Genomic DNA, 16,034 nt, shown 5'->3' with positions numbered 1-16,034 from the left:
ATTCACCCCGCTCACCCCTCAGGGGCGGTCCAGGCGGAGGCGCTCCGCGCGGGGCAGACCGGCCACCACCAGGTCGTACGAGTCCTCGACCAGCTCGCGGACGAGCCGCTCGGGGAGGTCGCCGTCGACGGTGACCGTGTTCCAGTGGCGTTTGTTCATGTGGTAGCCGGGGGCGATCAGGTCGGGGTGGTCGGAGCGCAGCCGGACCGCGTCCTCGGGGTCGCACTTGAGGTTGACCTTGAGGGGACGCTGGTCCGTCCAGCTCAGCGCGAACATCTTGCCGAGGACCTTGAAGACGGAGATCTCCGGCCGGAAGGGGAAGTCCTCCTCCGCCGCCTCGAAGGACAGGCACAGGGCGCGCAGTTGCTCCGGGGTCACTCCGGCTTCTCCTCCCGCGTCCCGTCCGAGGACCGCTCGACGGGCTCCACCAGTACCGTCACGATCTTGTTCCGGCGGCCGGCCGCCGCCTCCGCCGTGAGCCGCAGGGTGCGGCCGTCCGGGAGGTCGACCACGCCGGCCGCCCCGGCGATGGGGACCCGGCCCAGGGCCTTGGCGAGCAGTCCGCCGACGGTCTCCACGTCCTCGTCGTCGTACTCCTCCAGGCCGTACAGCTCGCCGAGGTCGGTGATGTCGAGGCGGGCGGTGACCCGGTAGCGGTCGTCGCCGAGCTCCTCGACGGGCGGGAGCTCACGGTCGTACTCGTCGGTGATCTCGCCGACGATCTCCTCGAGGATGTCCTCGATGGTGACGATGCCGGCCGTGCCGCCGTACTCGTCGATGACGACGGCGACGTGGTTGCGCTGGAGCTGCATCTCGCGCAGCAGGTCACCGGCGTTCTTGGTGTCGGGGACGAAGGCGGCGGGCCGCATGGCCGTGGAGACGAGGTCGGACTCGGCGTCCCGGCTGATGTGCGTCTTGCGGACCAGGTCCTTCAGGTACACGATCCCGACGATGTCGTCCTCGCTCTCCCCGCTCACGGGTATGCGCGAGAAACCGGAGCGCAGGGCGAGGGTGAGGGCCTGGCGGATCGTCTTGTACCGCTCGATGACGACCAGGTCGGTGCGCGGGACCATCACCTCGCGGACGAGGGTGTCGCCGAGTTCGAAGACGGAGTGCACCATCCGGCGCTCCTCGTCCTCGATGAGGGACTCCTGCTCGGCGAGGTCGACCAGGGCGCGCAGCTCCGCCTCGGAGGCGAAGGGGCCGCGGCGGAAGCCCTTGCCGGGGGTGAGCGCGTTGCCGATCAGGATCAGCAGCGACGGGACGGGGCCCATGATCCGGGCCAGTGGCAGCAGGACGTACGCCGCCGCCGTCGCGGTGTTCAGCGGGTGCTGGCGGCCGATGGTGCGCGGGGAGACCCCGACCGCGACGTACGAGACGAGGACCATCACGCCGATCGCGGCGAGCAGCGCGGGGGCCGTGCCGTGGATCTCCTGGAGGCAGGCGTACGTCACCAGGGCCGCCGCCGCCATCTCGCAGGCGACGCGCACCAGCAGCGCCACGTTGAGGTAGCGGGTGGGGTCGGCGGTGATCTGGGCGAGCTTGGCGCTGCCCCGCCGCCCGGACCGTACGGCCTCCTCGGCGCGGAAGCTGGAGACGCGCGCGAGGCCCGCCTCCGCGCAGGCGGCGAGCCAGGCGACGACGACCAGGGCGATCGCGCCGGAGACCAGGGTGGGGCTCATGAGAGGGTCGGCGCCGGGGACGGGCCGGTCAGGCCCTTCTCCGCGCGCCAGCCGTCCACGATGGCCGCCTGGAGGCCGAACATCTCGGCCTTCTCGTCGGGTTCCTCGTGGTCGTAGCCGAGCAGGTGCAGCACTCCGTGGACGGTGAGCAGCTGGAGCTCCTCGTCCATGGAGTGCTGGGTGGGCGCCTCGGTGCCCTGCTTGGCGGCGACCTCGGGGCAGAGCACGATGTCGCCGAGGAGGCCCTGCGGGGGCTCGTCGTCGTCCTTCGACGGCGGACGCAGTTCGTCCATCGGGAAGGACATGACGTCCGTCGGCCCCGGCAGGTCCATCCACTGGATGTGCAGCTGCTCCATGGCGTCGGCGTCCACGACGATCACCGAGAGTTCGGAGAGCGGGTGGATGCGCATCCGCGCGAGGGCGTAGCGGGCGATGTCGAGGATCGCCTGCTCGTCGACCTCGGTTCCGGATTCGTTGTTGACGTCGATCGACATGTGCTGGCTTGTCTACTTCCGTTTGGTCCGGCCGCCCTTGTGGGTGCCGTTCTCCGTGCCGTTGGTGCTGTCGTACTTCTCGTACGCGTCGACGATACGGCCCACCAGCTTGTGCCGTACGACGTCCTGGGACGACAGGCGCGAGAAGTGCACGTCCTCGACGCCCTCCAGGATGTCCTGGACCTGACGCAGACCCGACTTCGTGCCGTTCGGCAGGTCGACCTGGGTCACGTCACCCGTGATCACGATCTTCGAGTCGAAGCCGAGGCGGGTGAGGAACATCTTCATCTGTTCGGGGCTCGTGTTCTGGGCCTCGTCCAGGATGATGAAGGCGTCGTTGAGGGTACGGCCGCGCATGTAGGCCAGCGGCGCGACCTCGATCGTCCCGGCCGCCATCAGCCGCGGGATCGAGTCCGGGTCCAGCATGTCGTGCAGCGCGTCGTACAGCGGGCGCAGGTAGGGGTCGATCTTCTCGTAGAGCGTGCCGGGCAGGAAGCCGAGGCGCTCGCCGGCCTCGACCGCCGGGCGGGTCAGGATGATCCGGTTGACCTGCTTGGACTGGAGGGCCTGGACCGCCTTCGCCATGGCCAGGTACGTCTTGCCGGTACCGGCGGGGCCGATGCCGAAGACGATCGTGTGCTTGTCGATCGCGTCGACGTACCGCTTCTGGTTGAGGGTCTTGGGCCGGATGGTGCGGCCGCGCGAGGACAGGATGTTCTGAGTCAGTACCTCGGCCGGGGTCTCCTGGCCGTCACTCGTCCCGTTCTCACTCGCCCGCAGCATGGCGATCGAGCGTTCCACTGCGTCCTCCGTCATCGGCTGCCCGGTGCGGAGCACCAGCATCATCTCGTCGAACAGGCGCTGGATGAGGGCGACTTCCCGTGGGTCGCCGGTAGCGCTGATCTCATTGCCCCGGACGTGGATGTCGGCCGCCGGGAAAGCCGTCTCGATCACGCGCAGGAGGGAGTCGCCGGACCCCAGCACGGTCACCATGGGGTGCTGGGCGGGAACGGTGAACTGTGCTCTCGCCTTGCCCTGCGCGGGCGTGTGAGCTGTGGGTGTCTGAGTCATAGGCCGGCCACGAGGGCCTCTACGTCCTCCCGGATGTGTCTCGCCTGCCACTGGGGCGGCCTGGCGTGTTCCAGGGTACGCCAGGGGGCTGACATCGCCGAGGGGTTTTGTCATGGGCCCGGTGCCTACGCCGAGCGGCCGAAACCGATCGTCGGGACCGCGCGGCGCAGCGGCCAGGGTGTGGTCTCCTCCCTGGGCAGCAGGCCCTCCAGGAACGCGTACCGGCGCAGCGCCTCGGGGGCCTGGCCCTCGACCGACTGGACCCTGCGCCACCAGGCGGCGATCTCGCTCCAGCCGGGGGCGGAGAGCGAGCCGCCGAACTCCTGGACGGAGAGCGCCGCGGTGAGGCCGGCGAAGGCGACACGGTCGGCGAGCGGCCAGTCGGCCAGGGTGCCGGTGACGAAGCCGGCCACGAAGACGTCCCCGGCGCCGGTGGGGTCGAGGGCCTCGACGGCGATGGCGGGGACCTCGGCGGTCTCGCCGGTGCGTCCGTCGACCGCGTAGGCGCCCTCGGCGCCGAGGGTGACGACCGCGAGCGGTACGTGCTCGGTGAGGGCGTGGGCGGCGGCGCGGGGGCAGTCGGCGCGGGTGTAGCGCATGGCCTCCTCGGCGTTCGGCAGGAAGGCCTCGCAGTGTTCCAGGTCGGCGAGGCCGGCCAGGTCCCAGGCGCCGGTGTCGTCCCAGCCGACGTCGGCGAAGACCCGGGTGCCGCGGGCGGCGGCCTGGGCGATCCAGGGGTCGCGTGTGCCGGGGGTGAGGGAGGCGACGGCGGCGCGGGCGTGCGGCGGGCAGTCGGGGGCGGGCTCTTCCGGGGGCGGTTCGTGGCCGTGGGAGACCATGGTCCGCTCGCCCTCGTAGGCCATGGAGACGGTGACGGGCGAGTGCCAGCCGGGGACCGTGCGGGAGGCGGCGAGGTCGATGCCCTCGCCCTGTTCGAGGGCGTCCCAGCAGTACTCGCCGTAGTGGTCGTCGCCGAAGGCGGCGGCGAGGGAGGTGCGCAGGCCCAGGCGGGCCAGCGCGGTGGCCATGTTGGCCACGCCGCCGGGGCTGGAACCCATGCCGCGCGCCCAGGACTCGGTGCCGCGCACGGGGGCGGAGTCGAGGCCGGTGAAGACGATGTCGAGGAAGACGGTGCCGGTGAGGTAGACGTCCCAGGGCGGATCTCCCGGCGCCCGCCGGGCGGCCAGGGGGTCGACCAGGGCGGCCTGGCCGTTCCGGCGGTGGTGTCCCTCTCCGGTGGACGCGGTGGACGCGGTCACGGTGCGCTCCCTGACGTGGTACGGACCTGGCCAGTCTGCACCACCCGCCCCCCGGCCCGCCCCTCCTCCCGCTCCCGTCACGCCGCGAACAGAAGCACACCGGTCCCCGCACGCCGCGCGAACCCCCCGAACGCCCGGGAAAGCCGCGTGTCTACCAGCGGGGTACCGAGGGTGTCACCCAGTCGGGGTCGGCCCATCGCATCGCCGCCGCGTCGTCGCGCTCGCGGAGCGAACCGTCGTCGTCGAGCCAACGCCGGTGGAGGAAGGCGAGCTTCTCCCGGTCGAGGGTGACGCCGAGGCCGGGGGCGTCGGAGACGGTGACCTTGCCGTCGTCGAAGGTGAGGCGCTCGGTCAGGACGTCCTCCGCCTGCCAGGGGTAGTGGGAGTCGCAGGCGTGGTGGAGGTTGGGCACGGTGGACGCGACGTGGGTCATGGCGGCCAGCGAGATGCCGAGGTGGGTGTTGGAGTGCATGGACACCCCGACGCCGAACGTCCGGCAGATCGCGGCGAGCTGCTGGGTGTTGCGCAGCCCGCCCCAGTAGTGGTGGTCGGAGAGGACGACCTGCACGGCCCCGCGGGTGAAGGCCTCCTGGATCTCGGCGAAGGTCGTCACGCACATGTTGGTGGCGAGCGGTACGCCGGTCGCCGCGGCGACCTCGGCCATGGCGGGCGTGCCGAGCGCGGGGTCCTCCAGGTACTCGAGGACGTCCCCGAGTTCCTTCGCGACCTTCAGCGAGGTCGCCACGCTCCAGGCCCCGTTGGGGTCGAGCCGCAGCGGGTGTCCGGGGAAGGCCGCCGCGAGGGCGCGTACGGCGGCGATCTCCTCCTCGGGCGGGAAGACCCCGCCCTTGAGCTTGAAGGAGGTGAACCCGTACCGCTCGGTGAAGCGCCGGGCCTGTTCGACGATCCCGGCCGGGTCGATCGCCGCGCCCCAGTCGTCCTGCTCGCCGGGCACCCCCTCGGGGTGGCCGGCCCACTTGTAGAAGAGGTAGGCGCTGTATTCGACGGCGTCGCGGACCTTGCCGCCGAGCAGCGCGTGGACGGGCAGCCCGAGGGACTTGCCGAGGGCGTCGAGGCAGGCGACCTCGAAGCCGGAGACGACGGACAGCCGCAGCTTGTCGGCGGTCTGGACCCCGCGCAGCCCGCCCACGTCGACCTTCCCGGAGACCCGGGAGGAGTCCACCGCCGTCTGGTCGGCGATCGTGAACAGCCCGTTCAGGTCACTGACCTGACGGCCGATCAGCCGCTCGGCGAACGGGCGGGCCAGCTCCAGGTACTTGGTGTCGCCGTACGTCTCGCCGACCCCGGTGACGCCGTCGGCGGTCTCCACCTCGACGATCAGCCGGGGGGTGTACGGCTGGTGCACGCCCTGGGTGTTGAGCAGCGGCGGGTCGGCGACCAGGATCGGCGTCAGGCGTACGTCTGTGATGGCGAGGTTCACAGGGCGGCTCCCACGAGGTCGAGTCCGGTGGTCAGAAGGGTCCTGAGGTCGGCCAGGTCGGCGGCCGAGGGGTCGGTGAGCGGGGCGCGCACGGGGCCGACGGGGGCGCCGCGCAGCCGGGCGGCGGCCTTGACGAGGGACACGGCGTAGCCCGGTGCCCGGTCGCGGAGTTCGACGAGGGGGACGTAGAACGCGCGCAGCAGTTTGTCGACGGTGCTCGCGTCGCCGTCCCGCAGCGCGGTGAAGAAGGCGCCCGCGATCTCGGGTGCGAAGGCGTGCACGGCGGAGGAGTAGGCGGGGACGCCGACGGTGGCGTAGGCGCGGGCCTGGATCTCGGCGGTGGCGGCGCCGTTGAAGAGCAGGAAGCCCTCGGGGGCGGCGAGGGTGAGGCGCTGGAGGCGGTCGAGGTCGCTGTGGCCGTCCTTGAGGCCGACGACCGAGGGGATCGCGGTGATCCGCCGGAAGGCGTCGACCCCGTAGGCGACCGGTCCGCGCTGGTAGGCGATGAGCGGGAGCCGGGTGCGGGCGGCGAGCTGCTCCAGCTGGGCGACCAGACCGTCCTGGGGGGCGGCGACGAGGTAGTGCGGGAGGACGAGCAGGGCGTCGGCGCCCTCCTCCTCGGCGATGCGGGCGAAGCGGGCGGCCTGGGCCCAGCCGTAGCCGGTCCCGGCGACGACCGGCACGCTCCCCGCGGCCTCCTCGACGGCGATCCGCACCACGGTGCGGTACTCGTCCTCGTCGAGGGAGAAGAACTCGCCGGTGCCGCAGGCGGGGAAGAGGCCTCCGGGGGCGGCGGCGAGCCGGCTCGCGACATGGGTGCGGAAGCCGTCGGGATCGAGGGAACCGTCCTCGTGGAAGCTCGTCAGCGGGAAGGACAGCACGCCCGCCGCCATGCCCTCCCGCAGCCGCCGGACCGTGTCGGTGTCGAGGCCCACCTTCTTCATCTCCCTATGTAGACGCTATCCATGTATGAAGATGGAGGTTAGATACGCGAACGGCCACCGTCAATGCCGCGGGTGCCCCCGCTTACGATCGGGGCATGTCGGAGACAGGCGGCGTCCGCGAGGTGAAATCGGCCGCGCGCACGGTCGAGCTGCTGGAACTGCTCGCCGAGCGCGGGGACCGCCCGGCGCGGCTCCAGGAGCTGGCGGACGCGCTGGGCGTGCCGCGCAGCTCGATGTACGCGCTGCTCCAGACCCTGATCGGCCGGGGCTGGGTGCGCACGGACGTGACCGGCTCCCTGTACGGCATCGGCATCCACGCCCTGCTGACCGGCACCAGCTACCTCGACTCCGACCCGCGCGTCCGCCTGGTGCGGCCGTACCTCGACGAGGCGTCCGACGCGCTGGGCGAGACGATCCACCTGGGCCGGCTGGACGGACGGGACGTGGCCTACCTCGCCACCCGTGAGTCGCACGCGTATCTGCGCACGATCAGCCGCGTCGGCCGCCGCCTCCCCGCGCACGTCGGCGCCCTCGGCAAGGCACTGCTCGCCGAACGTCCCGACGACGAGCTGCCCGAGGGGCCCTACGCGGCGCTCACCCCGAAGTCGCACACCAGCCGCGAGTCGCTGCGGGCGGACCTGGCCGGTGTGCGGGCGCGAGGGTACTCCGTGGACCGCGAGGAGGGCGTGACCGGAATCGCCGGCTTCGGGTTCGCACTGCGGTACGAGCATCCGGCGCAGGACGCGATCAGCTGCTCGGTGCCGCTGGCCCGCCTGACGGCCGGGCACGAGGAGCGGATCGTCGCCGTGATGCGGGAGATACGCGCCAAGATCGAGGCGACGGCACCGGGGGCCGGCGGGGCCGTGAACTGGCGCTAGAGAGCGCCGAAAACCGCCATCGTTACCCGTTGTTTCCCCCTGTAAACAGCATGTGACCCGGATCACGCATCCCCAGCTTTTTCGGGCAGCACCCGCTTGATATGAATGGCCCGCGCGTTCCTGTCCGTCGACGGCCTGCGCCCCTCCCCCGAGCCGCCTCTTCTCGCCCGTGCAGGAACGCCCGTGTTCGCCCGCCGCACCCCCATCCCCTGGCCCCTCGTCGCCCTGTTCACGGCCGGCTATCTCGCTCCCTATCTGCTGCCGACCGTCGTCGGCCGGCTGGACGGCGGGCTGCCCCTGACCGCCACCGAGGCGGGCGCCGTCGGCAGCGCGCTGCTGCTCAGCTCGTCCTCGGCCGGCTTCCTGCTGGCCTCCCGCGTGGAGCGGATCGGCGCCCGGACCATGGCCCGGGCCGGGCTGCTGCTCGCCGTGCTCGGCTACGGCGGGGCCGCACTGGCCGGCTCGGTGCCGGCCGTCGTCGCGGGCGCGGTCCTCGGCGGATTCGGCTCCGGTACGGTCACGGCGGTCGCCGCCACCCGGATCGCCGCCGAACCCGACCCGCACCGCGCCTCCACCCTGGGCCTGCTCGGGGTGTCCGCGCTCGCCGGGGCCGTCTATCTGACGGTGCCGCACCTCGGCGCGGGCCACGGACAGCCGCTCGCCGCCATCGCGCTGACCGCGCTCGCCACAGGACCGCTGACGGGGCGTCTGCCCGGCCGCGGCGCGCCCGCCGACCCGGCGCTGCCGCAGACCCGCGTCCCGCTGCCGAACCTGCGGGCGGGACTGGTGCTGGCGGCCGCCATGCCGTTCTGGTCGCTGGTGCAGAACTCCCTCTGGGGCGTGAGCGGACGGATCGGGCTGACGCAGGCGCACCTCGGCGAGGCGGCCGTCGGCGCGGTGTTCGCGGTGGCGCTGGGCGCCGGGCTCACCGGCGTGCTGGCCGCCGGGGCGCTCGGGGCGCGCCTGGGCCGGGCGCTGCCGATCGGGATCGGGACCGTCCTCATCGCGGCCTGCGTGGCGGGCAACGCCTCGGCCACCACCCCGGCCGGCTTCGCGGCCGGCCAGATCGTCTGGAACGTGCTCTACCCGGTCGTCCTGTCGTACCTCATCGGGCTGGCCGCCTCGCTGGACCCGCGCGGCCGCTGGGCGGTACTGGTCGGCTCGGCGGGTTCGCTGGGCACGGCGGCCGGTCCGCTCACCGGGAGCGTGCTGTCCGCGCAGGCCGGGTTCCCCGTGATGGGCCTGGTGCTGGGCGCCGCGCTGCTCGTGGTCGCCGTACCGATGACCGGGGTGGCGCTGCACGCGAGCGGGCGTCGGGTGCTTCCGGGAGCCGTACGGCGGCGGGGCGGGGCGCCCGCCCGCCCGGTCGTGGAGATCCAGGTGGACGCCCCGGCCGTCCCCACGCCGGGCGCCTACGACACGGCCGGACCCCGGCAGGCGGGTGCCGCACCGGGGTCCGGGAACTGAGCGCTCCCACCGGGCCGCCCTCGCCCGCCGGCTGAGCTTCGGCCCGCGCGCACCGCTCGTCATCGACATCCTGGTGGACCGGGTCCACCGGAGCGACTAGTGCCGCGGCAGGCAACGTTTGCCCGTCAAGGAGCGGCGTCCGGTGCGTGCCGGGCGTCGCGACGGGGCGAACGTTGCCTGCCGCGGCACTAGAACCGGTAGTTCTCCACTTCGGCGAGATACCGTGCCCGCCGCTCCTCGTCGTCCTCCAGGAAGGAGGCCGTGAAGGAGTTGCGGGCCAGCTCGCGCAGCCGCTCCTCGGTCAGGCCGAGGGTCTGCCGCACGGCGTCGAAGTTGTCGCCCGCGTAACCGCCGAAGTAGGCGGGGTCGTCGGAGTTGACCGTGCACACGAGCCCGGCGTCGAGCATCGCGGGCAGCGGATGGTCGGCGAGGGTGTCGACGGTGCGCAGCCGGACGTTGGACAGCGGGCACAGCGTCAGCGGGATCCGCTCGCGCACCAGCCGCTCCACCAGCGCCGGGTCCTCCATACAGCGCAGCCCGTGGTCGACGCGCTCGACGCCGAGGACGTCCAGGGCCTCGGTGATGTACTCCGGCGGCCCCTCCTCCCCCGCGTGCGCCACGCGCCGCAGCCCCAGCGCGGCGGCGGCCTCGTACACCGCGCGGAACTTCACCGGCGGATGCCCCACCTCGGCGGAGTCCAGGCCGATGCCGGTGATCCGGTCGAGGTACGGCTTCGCCGCGTCCAGCGTCTCGAGCGCCGACTCGGCGGATTCGTCGCGCAGGAAGCAGAGGATCAGCCGGGTGGAGACGCCGTGGGTGGTCTCGCTGGCGGCCAGCGCCCGCCACAGCCCCTCGACCACCGTGCCCATGCCGACGCCCCGGGCGAGGTGGGCCTGCGGGTCGAAGAAGATCTCCGCGTGCCGGACCCCCTGGGCGGCGGCCCGGGCGAGGTAGGCGTTCGCGAGATCCTCGAAGTCCCGCTCGGTGCGCAGGACGGCCATCAGCTCGTAGTACAGGTTCAGGAAGGACTGGAGGTCCTCGAACCGGTAGGCCTCGCGCAGCTCTTCCGTGTCGGCGTACGGCAGGGTGACGCCGTTGCGGGCGGCCAGCGCGAAGGCCAGCTCCGGCTCCAGGGTGCCTTCGATGTGCAGGTGCAGTTCAGCTTTCGGGACGGGCATCAAAGCATCGTACGGCTGTTTTACCGCCGTTTCGGCAGCGGCACCCTCAGCAGGTCGTGCGCCACGGTCAGCTCGCCCTCGAAGCCGGCCGCCCGCGCCTGCCGCTCGAACTCTCCCCCGGACTCCGTCCGGGAGGTGCCCCCAGGTTCCGCGTACCGCTGGCTGAAGTGGGTCAGCACCAGATGCCGTACGCCGGCCTCCAGGGCGGCCCGGGCGGCCTGACCGGCGGTCAGGTGGCCGTGGTCGACGGCGAGCCGCTCGTCCTCGTCGAGGAAGGTCGACTCGATGACGAGCATGTCGGCGCCCTCCGCGAGCGCGTGGACGCCGTCGCACAGCCGGGTGTCCATGACGAACGCGAACCGCTGTCCGCGCCGGATCTCGCTGACGTCGTCGAGCGTCACCCCGTTCACCGAGCCCTCCCGCTGGAGGCGGCCCACGTCCGGGCCCGCCAGGCCGTGCGCGGCGAGGCGGTCGGGGAGCATACGGCGGCCGTCGGGTTCGATGAGCCGGTAGCCGTAGGACTCGACGGGGTGGGAGAGCTTGCGGGCCTCCAGGAGGTAGGAGGGCCGGGCGTCGAGGACTCCGTCCGCGCTCACCGGGGCCTGCGTCAGGGCGACGGTCTCCCGGTAGGCGGTGGCGTACCGGAGACGGTCGAAGAAGCGTTCGCCGGAGAGCGGGTAGTGGACGGTGACCTCGTGCGGGACCTGGTCCAGGTTGATGCGCTGGATGACCCCGGCGAGGCCGAGCGAGTGGTCCCCGTGGAAGTGCGTGACACAGATCCGGTTGAGGTCGTGGGCGGCGACCCCGGCCCGCAGCATCTGGCGCTGGGTGCCCTCGCCGGGGTCGAAGAGGATGCCCTCGCCGTCCCAGCGCAGCAGATACCCGTTGTGGTTGCGGTGCCGGGTGGGGACCTGGCTGGCGGTGCCGAGGACGACGAGCTCACGTACGGACATGGCGGACTATCCGGGGGGCCAGTGGAGGCCGCGGCCACCGAGGACGTGCGCGTGGGCGTGCCAGACGGTCTGGCCGGCACCGCTGCCGGTGTTGAAGACGATGCGGTAGCTCTCCAGCTTGTCCTCCTCGGCGACCGACTTCGCCTCGCGCAGGACGTCCGCGGCGATCGCCGGTTCGGCGGCGGCCAGTTCCGCGGCGTTCTCGTAGTGCACCTTGGGGATCACCAGGACGTGCGTGGGCGCCTGGGGGTTGATGTCCCGGAAGGCGACGGTCGTCCCGGTCTCCCGGACGATCGTCGCCGGGATGTGCCCCTCGGCGATCTTGCAGAACAGGCAGTCGTCCTGCGGTTCCCCTGCCATACGTGTCTCCTCGTGCACCGGTGATCTCGTCCGGAGGGCATCGTAGCGAGCGGGACCGGCCCGCGGTCATGGCAGCGACTCCTCGGCCGGGCGTTCCTCGGTGGCGTCGGGCTTCCCCCGGCCGGCCAGATGCCGTTGGAGCGTCACATGGCGGAACTCGTAGACGGCACCGTTCTGCCGCAGGATCCCGCGGCGGTGCGCGTCGTCGAGGAACGTCATCAGCCGCAGCGGAAGCCGGCGGGTCAGGGCCAGCCACACCCGGGTCTGCACGAAGAACCCCCACGGGCCGGACAGGAAGGCGATGGCGACGGTGATGAGCGCGAGCCAGAGGACCAGCAGCGTGAGCCGGACCGCGGGTGGTGCCGTGGCGTCCGGCGGCTCCCAGCCGATCACGACCGCGCAGGCGGAGACGAACAGCGGCAGCCAGGTGGTGGCCAGGGTCTGCAGCAGACTCCAGCGGGCGGTTCTGAGCAGATGGTCCGGGCTGGGCGCCCTCGCGATGTTCACCGGCTCCATCGCGTGATCGACCCAGGACTTCCCGAACGACCAGATGCCGGTTCCGACGCCCATGACACACGCCATCGGCCATCCGAGGCCGGCCTTCGAGAGCCACGTGAACAGGAACATGTACAGGAAGGGCGTCATCAGGGTCATGGCTGCCCCGCTGAACAACGCCCGGTGGAGAAGCAGCCGGCGGACACCCGCTCCGGGCTGGACCGGGGAGGTGCGGAAGAACGTCGTGGAGACCTGCCGGGCGACCGGGTAGTGCTGCCGGTAGAGCAGGGCCACCAACAGCAGCCCGGCAAAGGGGGAATACTCGGGGGAGAACCCGAACACGGGGGCCGTCAGGTAACTCACCAGCAAGGTCACGCCCGCGGTGAACACCCCCGCGGCCACGAAGAAGGAGCGCGGCAGTGCCAGGTTCTGCTCCCACCAGGCGAGGCTGTGCGTCGAGCGCCCCTCCATGTCCCGGGCCAGATGCCCCAGCCACTTCCTGGCCCGGTCGGCGGAAGGAGCACGGCGCCGCCGCCGCCCGTCGTGGGGCGCGGTCGCGTACGCGGCCTCGACGAAGGCTCCGAGCAGATGCTCGTCCAGGTCCTCCCGGCGGCGGAACCGGTTCGGTGCCAGTAGCTCGGCGGGGTCCCTCGGGGAGCGGGCGTCGCCGTCACTGTAGATGCGCCGGGCCAGGGAGACGCCGAGGGGCGTGGTGAATGCCTCCCGCAGCACCTCGACCTCCGCGGCGGACCCGTCCGCACGGATCCGGTCGAGGACCGGGTCCCACAGCGTCCGGGATCCGCCGTCCTCCTTGACCGCGGACAGGGGCAGGTAGTCGGCGTAGTCCTCCACCGTCAGGGGCTCCAGGCACACCGCGGACGCCTTTTTCAGCGGGCGGGCGGCGGCGACCGCGTCGCGGTACTCGTCCGGCCGGCTGAGCAGGAGGAAGCCGTCGGCCTGCCGGAGCGAGGCGTTGATCGCCCTGATCGCCTCCGGGCGCAACTCCGGTGCGAGCCCGTCGAAGTCGTCGAGCACCGGCAGCACGCGCCGCGTGGTGAGCAGGCGGGAGACGACGTCCGGACTCCGCTTCTCCGCCTGCTGGAGTGCCGGGTAGGCCCTGACGAGTTCCTCCGCGAGCCAGCCGTGCAGGGACGGCTGGGACGCCGGGTCCCACCCCGGCAGGGAGAAGATCACGGGCACACGCAGGCTCGCGGGGTCGAGCAGGGTGAGGACGAACTCGATGGCGAGGACGGTCTTTCCGGCACCCGCCTGCCCCAGGACGACGAGCCGGCCGGACGGCACATGGTCGAAGATGTCGGCGACGATCCGCAGATCGCCCGTGAGGTCCAGCGGGAGGTGCTCCGTCTGCCGCAGGTTCTGGATGTTGCTGCCGTGGTCCATGAGGGCCGCGGGTGCGTTGTCCCAGTGCACCGGCAGGGGGAAGGGGTCGTTGGAGCGGTGCCGGTGGTGCCGCTCGCTCTCCCACTGCTCGCGCACGGCCTCGGCCAGCGCGACGGCGACATCGTCCAGGACGCCGTCCGGCACCGCCTGCGCCCCGGCCCGCACCTGGGACCGCGCCCGGGACCGCCCGGGAGGCGCCTCGTCGCCGGCGACGGCGAGGGGCGGCCTGCGCAGTACGGCGTCCGCCGTTTCCAGCAGCGGGTGCTGGTCGCGTTCCCGCCAGGCCGAGCCGATGTCGATCGCGGTGTGCCAGGCCCAGCGGTCCGACGCCAGAAGGCGTGCGCCCCGGGCGACGGCCTCCTCGAAGCCCACGCCGAGACCGTCGGTGGGCGAGGACCGCAGCGGCCTGGCCACCCCGACCGGGTCCACGACGAGATACGCGCCCGGCGGCCCCGCGAGCGACGACTGCACCGACCGCGGGAATCCGTCGGGCGGCTGCGGCCACACCGGAGCCCGCTCGGGGTCCGCGGGCACGTCGTCGGTCATGCGTACGGCGACGAGGGCGTGGCCGGTCGCCCGGGACTCGGGGTCGCCGTCGGCCGGCCGGAGCAGGACCACCACCGGGTGCAGCCCGGCCGTGAGACAGCCCGCGGCCAGGACGACGGCCAGATCGAGGCAGGTGCCGTGCCGGGGGGACCAGAGCACCTCGCGCGGGGTGAGGATCACCTGGCGGCCGCGCTCGTCGGACGGCGATTCGAAGGCGTATCCGATCCTCACGGCGGCCAGGGCGTCGTAGACCTCGCGCAGCCGGTCCGTGCGGCTGGCCGAGGACGGTCCCGGCAGCCGCACCAGGGCGGCCACGGCGCCCGGGTTCACGTACTTGGCGAGCGCGACGGGTTCGCCTTCGAGGGACCAGCGCGGCCAGCGGTTCATGCGCCCCCCTCCTCGGCAGCGGCCTCGGCACCGTCGTCGACGACGGCGACCGTCTCGCCGACCGAGAGGTCTCCCGCGCCCGGCACGTCGCGAGCGGTGACCGTCACCGTGTGCAGCCCCGGCTCCAGCGCGGGCAACTCCCCGCGGAAGGCGCCGGTGTCCGCGTCCCACTCCAGCGGCACGGCGACCGGCTCGGCCGTGGGGTCGGCGTCCGGGCGGGCCAGCGCCCACACCGGAGCCGCGGGGGCGAGCGAGGCCGCTTCGCCGGACCGTCCGTGCACCGTGGCACGCACCGGGACGGGGGCGCCCGGCAGGTGTGCCTCGTCCACCTCCAGCCCGAGCGACACGGGCCGCTCGTCGCCCCGCAGCCGGGCCAGGCTGTCGCGCCGCAGATAGCCGGCGATCAGCGGGCCGACCCACTCGGCGGCGGCGAGCGGCCCATGGCGTTCCCGGGTGCGCATGGCGGAGGTGTCACGGCCGCTGTCCTCGATCGGCAGCGCACTGGTGGCCGGCACGGTGCCGTCCCCGAGATCGTCCTGCCAGCCGGGCGGGACCAGCCAGGCCGGCCGCTCGCGGGTGACCCTCAGCCGCGTCCCGTCCCAGTGGCCGGCCGTCGGGGTGGGATGGCTCCAGGAGAACCGGGCCCGCATCTCCGGTCCCGACCGGGGCATCGCCTCCCAGGCCTCCTCGATCTGCCGGTGCAGGGCGAACGCCCGCCGTGCGCCGCGGCGCAGACCGCCGATCGGCAGTTCGTGCGGGTAGCGGATCCCGCCGTCGCTCTCGTGGCGGACCATCGGGTAGCGGGGCAGCAGCTCGGCCACCGACGGCCAGCCGCGGATCACCCCGGTCGCTCCGGGCATCGCGAGACCGCCGACCCGGACACCGTTGACCAGCCAGTCCAGCGCCTTGGGAGCGCCGCGGTGCGGGGTGCCCAGCGTGACGAGGGCACGGCAGACACGCCATCCGCCCAGCACGCCCATCCAGTACCGGGCCACCAGTCCGCCCATCGAGTGGGCCACCACGACCACCCGGCCCCGCCGCTCGGCGGCGCTCAGGCCCGCCAGCCGGAGGTGGATCTGTGCGGCGAGCCGGTCCGCGGCCTCGGCGATGCTCCGCCGGAAGTCGTAGGGGAACAGCAGGACATCGGCCCGCGGATCCGGCCGCTCCGGATGCCCGAGGTCGATCCGGGCGCCCGGGACGCTCCGCCCGATGCCGGCCACGAGCCCCTCGTAGCCGTGTACGACCGTCCAGCCCGGCAGCAGATGCTTGGACGTGATCAGCCCTACGGGGCGCAGCCGCTCCTCCTCGGCGAGGCTGAGCCGGCCGGGGCGCAGCAGCAGTCCCCCGATGCCTCCCACGCCCGCGTCCCAGACCCGGACCGGTCTGCCGTCGGCGCGGGTCCGCTCCAGGACGCTGCCGCCGATCCCCGGAACAACGACGACCAGGTGCCTGACGGTCATCCGTCCCCCCTTTTTTTG

The 16,034-nt window shown here is 72.9% G+C and carries 14 protein-coding genes; 2 read left to right on the top strand and 12 right to left on the bottom strand.

Going from position 1 to position 16,034, the window contains the following annotated elements:
* Positions 1 to 18 precede the first annotated feature (18 nt).
* The 7 genes from AQJ64_RS33615 to AQJ64_RS33585 form a co-directional block, all read right to left on the bottom strand.
* On the bottom strand, positions 19 to 378 hold the full coding sequence (locus tag AQJ64_RS33615) for an MmcQ/YjbR family DNA-binding protein (RefSeq protein ID WP_055636605.1): 360 nt from the start codon (positions 376 to 378) through the stop codon (positions 19 to 21).
* On the bottom strand, positions 375 to 1,682 hold the full coding sequence (locus AQJ64_RS33610) for a hemolysin family protein (RefSeq protein ID WP_055636604.1): 1,308 nt from the start codon (positions 1,680 to 1,682) through the stop codon (positions 375 to 377). Before AQJ64_RS33610 ends, AQJ64_RS33615 begins: the two co-directional genes overlap by 4 nt.
* The gene (gene ybeY, locus AQJ64_RS33605; RefSeq protein ID WP_055636603.1) at positions 1,679 to 2,176 is read right to left on the bottom strand and encodes an rRNA maturation RNase YbeY; all 498 of its coding nucleotides are present in this window, start codon (positions 2,174 to 2,176) and stop codon (positions 1,679 to 1,681) included. The genes AQJ64_RS33610 and ybeY overlap by 4 nt, the downstream gene beginning before the upstream one ends.
* A 12-nt stretch (positions 2,177 to 2,188) precedes the next feature.
* Entirely contained in the window at positions 2,189 to 3,247 is a 1,059-nt protein-coding gene (locus AQJ64_RS33600; protein ID WP_079062100.1) for a PhoH family protein, read from the bottom strand.
* Between the two features lie 125 nt (positions 3,248 to 3,372).
* Positions 3,373 to 4,506 (bottom strand): carbohydrate kinase family protein, encoded by a 1,134-nt coding sequence (locus tag AQJ64_RS33595; RefSeq protein ID WP_059203250.1) that lies wholly within the window; start codon positions 4,504 to 4,506, stop codon positions 3,373 to 3,375.
* A gap of 151 nt (positions 4,507 to 4,657) precedes the next feature.
* Positions 4,658 to 5,947 carry a glucarate dehydratase family protein gene (locus AQJ64_RS33590; protein WP_059203249.1) on the bottom strand — a complete coding sequence of 430 codons (1,290 nt, stop codon included), beginning with the start codon at positions 5,945 to 5,947 and terminating at the stop codon, positions 4,658 to 4,660.
* Positions 5,944 to 6,891, bottom strand: a complete 948-nt coding sequence (locus tag AQJ64_RS33585) for a 5-dehydro-4-deoxyglucarate dehydratase (protein WP_206189700.1) — start codon at positions 6,889 to 6,891, stop codon at positions 5,944 to 5,946. Before AQJ64_RS33585 ends, AQJ64_RS33590 begins: the two co-directional genes overlap by 4 nt.
* A 95-nt stretch (positions 6,892 to 6,986) precedes the next feature.
* Here AQJ64_RS33585 and AQJ64_RS33580 point away from each other — a divergent pair, with 95 nt between their 5' ends.
* Positions 6,987 to 7,769 carry an IclR family transcriptional regulator gene (locus tag AQJ64_RS33580; RefSeq protein ID WP_055634191.1) on the top strand — a complete coding sequence of 261 codons (783 nt, stop codon included), beginning with the start codon at positions 6,987 to 6,989 and terminating at the stop codon, positions 7,767 to 7,769.
* Between the two features lie 183 nt (positions 7,770 to 7,952).
* Positions 7,953 to 9,236 carry an MFS transporter gene (locus AQJ64_RS33575; protein ID WP_055634190.1) on the top strand — a complete coding sequence of 428 codons (1,284 nt, stop codon included), beginning with the start codon at positions 7,953 to 7,955 and terminating at the stop codon, positions 9,234 to 9,236.
* 188 nt (positions 9,237 to 9,424) lie between these two features.
* Here AQJ64_RS33575 and AQJ64_RS33570 read toward each other — a convergent pair whose 3' ends face one another.
* The 5 genes from AQJ64_RS33570 to AQJ64_RS33550 form a co-directional block, all read right to left on the bottom strand.
* The gene (locus AQJ64_RS33570; protein ID WP_055634189.1) at positions 9,425 to 10,414 is read right to left on the bottom strand and encodes an adenosine deaminase; all 990 of its coding nucleotides are present in this window, start codon (positions 10,412 to 10,414) and stop codon (positions 9,425 to 9,427) included.
* 20 nt (positions 10,415 to 10,434) lie between these two features.
* Positions 10,435 to 11,367: a ribonuclease Z gene (locus tag AQJ64_RS33565; protein ID WP_055634188.1), complete on the bottom strand. Its 933-nt coding sequence runs from the start codon at positions 11,365 to 11,367 to the stop codon at positions 10,435 to 10,437.
* Positions 11,368 to 11,373: 6 nt separating this feature from the next.
* Complete coding sequence (locus AQJ64_RS33560; RefSeq protein ID WP_055634187.1) at positions 11,374 to 11,727, bottom strand: HIT domain-containing protein; 354 nt, start codon at positions 11,725 to 11,727, stop codon at positions 11,374 to 11,376.
* Positions 11,728 to 11,793: 66 nt separating this feature from the next.
* The gene (locus AQJ64_RS33555) at positions 11,794 to 14,556 is read right to left on the bottom strand and encodes an NACHT domain-containing protein (RefSeq protein WP_055634186.1); all 2,763 of its coding nucleotides are present in this window, start codon (positions 14,554 to 14,556) and stop codon (positions 11,794 to 11,796) included.
* A complete protein-coding gene (locus tag AQJ64_RS33550; RefSeq protein WP_055634185.1) occupies positions 14,553 to 16,016 on the bottom strand; it encodes a lipase/acyltransferase domain-containing protein in 1,464 nt (487 codons plus the stop codon). Before AQJ64_RS33550 ends, AQJ64_RS33555 begins: the two co-directional genes overlap by 4 nt.
* Positions 16,017 to 16,034: the final 18 nt, after the last annotated feature.

It is taken from the genome of Streptomyces griseoruber (genome assembly GCF_001514205.1).
In the GTDB taxonomy this organism is placed as follows: Bacteria; Actinomycetota; Actinomycetes; order Streptomycetales; family Streptomycetaceae; genus Streptomyces; species Streptomyces griseoruber.
This window is presented reverse-complemented; position numbering and strand designations above follow the sequence as displayed.

Bases quoted from the DNA above. Each gene is read 5' to 3' on its own strand.
- AQJ64_RS33610 (WP_055636604.1), bottom strand. From the start codon at position 1,682: ATGAGCCCCACCCTGGTCTCCGGCGCGATCGCCCTGGTCGTCGTCGCC.
- ybeY (WP_055636603.1), bottom strand. From the start codon at position 2,176: ATGTCGATCGACGTCAACAACGAATCCGGAACCGAGGTCGACGAGCAG.
- AQJ64_RS33600 (WP_079062100.1), bottom strand. From the start codon at position 3,247: ATGACTCAGACACCCACAGCTCACACGCCCGCGCAGGGCAAGGCGAGA.
- AQJ64_RS33585 (WP_206189700.1), bottom strand. From the start codon at position 6,891: ATGAAGAAGGTGGGCCTCGACACCGACACGGTCCGGCGGCTGCGGGAG.
- AQJ64_RS33580 (WP_055634191.1), top strand. From the start codon at position 6,987: ATGTCGGAGACAGGCGGCGTCCGCGAGGTGAAATCGGCCGCGCGCACG.
- AQJ64_RS33570 (WP_055634189.1), bottom strand. From the start codon at position 10,414: ATGCCCGTCCCGAAAGCTGAACTGCACCTGCACATCGAAGGCACCCTG.
- AQJ64_RS33565 (WP_055634188.1), bottom strand. From the start codon at position 11,367: ATGTCCGTACGTGAGCTCGTCGTCCTCGGCACCGCCAGCCAGGTCCCC.
- AQJ64_RS33560 (WP_055634187.1), bottom strand. From the start codon at position 11,727: ATGGCAGGGGAACCGCAGGACGACTGCCTGTTCTGCAAGATCGCCGAG.
- AQJ64_RS33555 (WP_055634186.1), bottom strand. From the start codon at position 14,556: ATGAACCGCTGGCCGCGCTGGTCCCTCGAAGGCGAACCCGTCGCGCTC.
- AQJ64_RS33550 (WP_055634185.1), bottom strand. From the start codon at position 16,016: ATGACCGTCAGGCACCTGGTCGTCGTTGTTCCGGGGATCGGCGGCAGC.